Consider the following 4920-nt stretch of genomic DNA (forward strand, 5'->3'; position numbering starts at 1 on the left):
CCGCCGCAGTTCTGGCGTCTCAGAATGAGACGCTGACGCCCTCGTCGGCCGTTCCCCGGCCCCCTACATTCGATCTCAGCCTGTGATGCCCACCACATAGACTTCGTTCGAGGAGCGCACGTGTACCGCAAGGAATGACCCCAGCTATTTCATCGTCGACGCGAACGTCGCGCTGCGGGATGCCCGGCCGGAGTACCAGCGCAACGTTCACAGTATCCAGTTCATCGACTGCTCCTCCATCTACCACCGCAACCTGTCGCCGGGCTCGGAGCTCCCTGGCGGTCTCGCCCGCGGGCGAGGTCGAGGTACCGCACTCACCACCTGACCGGAGAAGGGACACCATGAGCACCATGCGAGCCGTTCAAGTCGTCGGCTACCACCGCAACCTCGAGATGACGGAGGTCGAGGCGCCCACTCCTACCGGGCCCTTCGACGTCGTCGTGAAAATCGGCGGCGCCGGAGTGTGCCGGACCGACCTGCACATCCTGGAAGGGCAGTGGGCCGAGACATCCCAAGTCCAGTTGCCGTACACGATCGGCCACGAGAACGCCGGCTGGGTACACGCGGTCGGTTCCGCGGTCACCAACGTGGCCGAAGGCGACAAGGTCATCGTGCACCCGCTGATCACCTGCGGGCTGTGCCGCGCCTGCCGCTCGGGCGACGACGTGCACTGTGCGGCCAACTCCTTCCCCGGCATCGACACCAACGGTGGCTACGCCGACTACCTCAGGACCTCTGCCCGCAGCGTGGTCAAGATCGACGACTCGCTCGAGCCGGCCGACGTCGCCGCATTGGCCGACGCAGGGCTCACCGCCTACCACGCCGCGGCCAAGGCGGCCCGACGCTTGACACCGCGCGACCGCGCCGTCGTTATCGGCGCAGGCGGGCTGGGCCACATCGGGATCCAGGTACTCAAAGCCCTCACCCCGGCCGAACTGATCGTCGTCGACCGCAACCCCGATGCCCTGGAACTCGCCGCGGCGGTCGGCGCCGACCGCACTGTGGTCGCCGATGGCAGCCACGTCGAGCATGTGCTGGACCTGACCGGCGGCCAAGGCGCCGAAACCGTAGTCGACTTCGTCGGTGAAGGCGGCGCCACCGCCGAAGGCATCCGGATGCTACGCAGGGCAGGCGATTACCACATCGTCGGCTATGGCGAAAACATCGAGGTGCCGACGATCGACATCGTCTCCACCGAGATCAACATCATCGGAAACCTCGTCGGCTCCTACAACGACCTGTGTGACCTCATGGCACTCGCCGCGCGCGGTGCGGTCACCCTGCACACCCAGAAATATGCCCTCGACGACTTCCAGTCCGCCCTCGACGACCTCGACGCGGGCAAGGTCCGCGGCCGGGCCATCCTCGTTCCCTAGGAGAGCACCATGATCTTCATCGTCGTGAAATTCGAGACCCGCCCGGAGTGGGCCGAGCGCTGGCCGGACCTGGTCGCCGAGTTCACCGAAGGCACCCGCGCCGAAGACGGCAACCTCTGGTTCGAGTGGTCCCGCAGCCTGGCCAACCCGGCCGAATACGTACTGGTGGAGGCATTTCGGGACGCCGAAGCCGGCCGGGCTCACGTCACCAGTGCGCACTTCGAGAAAGCTATGGCGGAACTGCCGCGCGCTCTGGCTGCCACCCCGAAGATCATCAGCCAGACCATCGACGCCACCGGCTGGTCGGAAATGGGGGAGATGACCGTGGCGTGAGCAGTGCACAATCTCGGCGCTACAGCGGTCGGCGAAGGCCGCTGCTGCCAGATCTGCCCCGCTTTCTCGTTCGTGTCATGTGTAAGCGCCACCGCGAAGCCAGTCGGTCCACGGGATGCTCCAATCGCCGTTGTGCCAGATATCGAGGGGGTCGCCGCCGGTGTTGCGGACCTCGACGATGTCGCCGGGGATGACGAAGTCGTAGAACCACGCGGCGTCGGCAGGGGAGAGGTTCAGGCAGCCGTGCGAGACGTTGGTGTTGCCTTGGGCCCACATGCTCGCGGCCAATTCGTGCACGAAGATTCCGTCGTGGCTGATGCGGACCGCATGGTTGATGCTCGTGCGGTAACCGAGCGCGGAGGTGGTGGGCAGGCCGTAGGTGGCGGAATCCATGATCACCGGGTTATTGCGGTCCAGCACGGTGTAGATGCCCGGGCGAGTCCAGAACGACATGACTCTGCCGCCGACGACCGTGGTCCCGCCCATGCCCATCGATGTGGGCATGGTGCGCAGGAGGTTTCCGTTGTCGAAGACCTCGATCTGTTTGGTGTCGTCGTCGGCGATCGCGACGTGCGCGGGCCCGATGATCACCGAAACTTGTTGGTCACGCAGGCCGTAGCGGCCCTCGCCCAGCGCGCGGCCGAAGAGTTCGGCCGCGACCGTGATCCGGGTTCCCGGTGCGTGATAGTGCTCCGGCCGCCAGTGTGCGTTCTGATCGTCGAGCCAGTACCAGGCACCGGCGACGGCCGGCTGGCTGGTGACCTGCAGGTGGCGTTCCGCGGCCGCCCGATCCACGGGTTCGTCGAAATGGGCGACGAGCACGAAACCTACTCCGTAGGTGTCATTTTCGGCCAGCTCGACGAGATTGGCAGAGCGTAGGGAGACGTCGATGAGTTGTTGCGGTCGCACCGTGGTGCAGGTTGTCGTCGCGGTGACCTCGCCGGTTTCGCCGTGAGCGACGGCTTTCGCGGTGTAGGTGTGTCCGTAGCCGAGTGGTTCGGCACTGGTCCAGGCTCGATGATCGGGTGCCGATACGCCCGGCAGCGATCTGCCCGTTTCGTCGATCCATTCGACCGACCGCAGCGTCCCGTCGGTGACGGTGATCGTGCCCGAAATGCGCGCTTCGACATCTTGGGTGCCGGGCGCGGGATCGAATCGGATTGTGGCGGGTTTGGGTGGCGGCGCGAGTTCTCGCGACCACCCCCATCCGGCCAGGGCGAGGCCACCCGCACCGGCGAAGCCGATCAGCAGCCGACGACGTCCCAATGCCACCGTCTATCTCCCTTCTGCCAGGTGCTGGGCCGACCTCCGTCCGCCAGCATGCGGCAGATACGCGCCGCCCGTGACACCGACGACCAGCATCTCCACCGATCCGCCGCACAACCGATACCGTTCCTCGATTGATTCGGGTTCTCGTCAAACCATCGTCGGCGGTGCTGGATCGTCGCAACGGCCGGTCCCGCACCGGAATCAATCGAGACCAATGCCGCCGTGGCGTCGCGGGTTCTGGCACGGATAGCTGGGGTCGTGGCAGGTTGTGCCGACCGATTCGCATCACAACTGTGTGTTGGCGCGGCTTGGGGGTATGTGCAAGAGAGGAACTCGATGAACTTGCTCGGGTGTCATCGGTTCCGGCGGAACATCAGGAGGTTCTCATGCTCGCCATTGCCGCCGCTGTCGCATTCGGTCTTGCGCTCATTCTCGATCTGGCGGATGCCACCCTCGGTGAGTCCATTACCGACGGCACCCTCATCACGGTAGGACTATTGTTGATCGCTCTGCACTTTGCGGGGTTCGGTACCGGCGCGCGCGTAGGTACCGGTGGTCGCTCGTGGAACTGGCGGCGGCGCGTCCGCCGCTGAGCCGCTACCGGCCGGCTCGACCGGTCGGGCGGCGACGTGGGCTTCGCGTGTGCCACAGGCTACCGAGCAAGACACTTGCCGCTACGGGCGGGCGCCGTCTGTCGATCGCGACGAGCAGCCGGGGGAGGTCTCGGCCGCGTTGGTGACGACCGCACGCCGAACGCCCGGAAAGCCGTGCAGTGGACCTGTGAGATTGCCGCTGCGCACCGAGAGCGCCGCCCGTTTGATTCTTGGGCGGCATGCGCCTTACTGCTCGGTGGTGTCCGTGTTCTGGTCGAGGTAGATGAGGACGGCACGGACGCGTTGGCTGTGGGCGGGGTCTTTGGTCAGGTCGAGTTTGGTGAATATGGCGTTGACGTGTTTTTCGACCGCGCTGATCGAAAGGGACAGTGTGTCGGCGATGCCTGCGTTGGTGAGGCCTTGTGACAGTACTCGGAGGACGTCGAGTTCGCGGGGCGAGAGCGCGGTGAGCGGGTTGTGGCGGCGTTGCCTGGCGAACAGTTGCCGGACTACTTCGGGGTCGAATGCGGTGCCGCCGGAGGCGATTCGGTCGAGGTCGGCCAGGAATGCGTCGATGTCGGCGACCCGGTCCTTGAGCAGGTAGCCGATTCCGCCCTTGCCTGCGGTAATGAGTTCGATCGCGTTGTGCTGCTCGACGTACTGGGACAGCACGAGCACGCCCAGTCGCGGGTAGCGGGCCTTGAGTGTTCGTGCGGCCTCGAGTCCCTCGGCGGAGTAGGTGGGTGGCATCCGGACGTCGACGATGACGAGATCCGGTGTGCCGTGGGTGGTTTCGTGCAGCAGTTCGGTCGCGGTGCCGACCGCCACGACCTGGTGTCCCTCGTCGGTCAACAACCGGGTCAATCCCTCCCGCAATAGTGCGGAGTCCTCGGCGATCACGATGCGCACGGCAGCTCCGCGGTCAGGACGGTCGGCCCGCCGGTCGGGCTGTGCACGTCGAGTGTGCCGTCGAGGGCGGCGACGCGCCACCGCAGCCCCGTGAGACCGGCACCGCCCGGATCAGCGCCGCCGCGGCCGTTGTCGTGCACGGTCGCGGTGATGGTTCCAGGCGTGGTGCGCACTGTTATCGAAACCTGTTCCGCGCCGGAATGTTTGGCGGCATTGGTGACGGATTCGGCGACCACGAAATAGGTCGCCGCCGCTACTTCGGGTGGTGGTTCGTGGTCGAGGTCGATGTCGAGTTGCAGCGGCACGACGGTGTGTGCGGACAACCCGCGCAGCGCGGCCGCGAGGCCTTGTTCGTCGAGGACCGACGGATAGATTCGCCACGCCACCTCCCGCAGGTCGTCGATCAACCGCCCGGCCTCGGCGGCGGCGTGGTCGAGTTC

The 4920-nt window shown here is 66.0% G+C and carries 6 protein-coding genes; 3 read left to right on the forward strand and 3 right to left on the reverse strand.

The annotated features are described in order from the left end of the window. Positions 1-350: 350 nt before the first annotated feature. Both NA4_RS02495 and NA4_RS02500 read left to right on the forward strand, forming a co-directional pair. Positions 351-1376: an NAD(P)-dependent alcohol dehydrogenase gene (locus NA4_RS02495; RefSeq protein ID WP_067463221.1), complete on the forward strand. Its 1026-nt coding sequence runs from the start codon at positions 351-353 to the stop codon at positions 1374-1376. Positions 1377-1385: 9 nt separating this feature from the next. After that, positions 1386-1709: a putative quinol monooxygenase gene (locus NA4_RS02500; protein ID WP_067463215.1), complete on the forward strand. Its 324-nt coding sequence runs from the start codon at positions 1386-1388 to the stop codon at positions 1707-1709. Between the two features lie 75 nt (positions 1710-1784). Here the strand turns inward: NA4_RS02500 and NA4_RS02505 are convergent, their stop codons facing one another. Continuing rightward, positions 1785-2981 (reverse strand): L,D-transpeptidase, encoded by a 1197-nt coding sequence (locus tag NA4_RS02505; RefSeq protein WP_157128755.1) that lies wholly within the window; start codon positions 2979-2981, stop codon positions 1785-1787. Positions 2982-3364: 383 nt separating this feature from the next. Between NA4_RS02505 and NA4_RS02510 the strand changes: the two genes are divergently transcribed. After that, positions 3365-3571, forward strand: coding sequence for a hypothetical protein (locus NA4_RS02510; RefSeq protein ID WP_067463223.1), 207 nt, complete (start codon positions 3365-3367; stop codon positions 3569-3571). Between the two features lie 246 nt (positions 3572-3817). On the opposite strand, the gene NA4_RS02515 is transcribed toward NA4_RS02510, so the two are convergent. Both NA4_RS02515 and NA4_RS41200 read right to left on the reverse strand, forming a co-directional pair. Further along, the gene (locus NA4_RS02515) at positions 3818-4480 is read right to left on the reverse strand and encodes a response regulator transcription factor (RefSeq protein ID WP_067463219.1); all 663 of its coding nucleotides are present in this window, start codon (positions 4478-4480) and stop codon (positions 3818-3820) included. Next, positions 4468-4920, reverse strand: a 453-nt coding sequence (locus tag NA4_RS41200) for a sensor histidine kinase (protein ID WP_373862750.1), incomplete at its 5' end; no start/stop codon positions are given. The genes NA4_RS02515 and NA4_RS41200, both read right to left, overlap by 13 nt.

It is taken from the genome of Nocardia amamiensis NBRC 102102, from assembly GCF_001612745.1.
Classification (GTDB): domain Bacteria; phylum Actinomycetota; class Actinomycetes; order Mycobacteriales; family Mycobacteriaceae; genus Nocardia; species Nocardia amamiensis.

Coding starts and splice junctions, on each gene's coding strand:
- NA4_RS02495 (WP_067463221.1), top strand. CDS start 351: ATGCGAGCCGTTCAAGTCGTCGGCTACCACCGCAACCTCGAGATGACG.
- NA4_RS02510 (WP_067463223.1), top strand. CDS start 3,365: ATGCTCGCCATTGCCGCCGCTGTCGCATTCGGTCTTGCGCTCATTCTC.
- NA4_RS02500 (WP_067463215.1), top strand. CDS start 1,386: ATGATCTTCATCGTCGTGAAATTCGAGACCCGCCCGGAGTGGGCCGAG.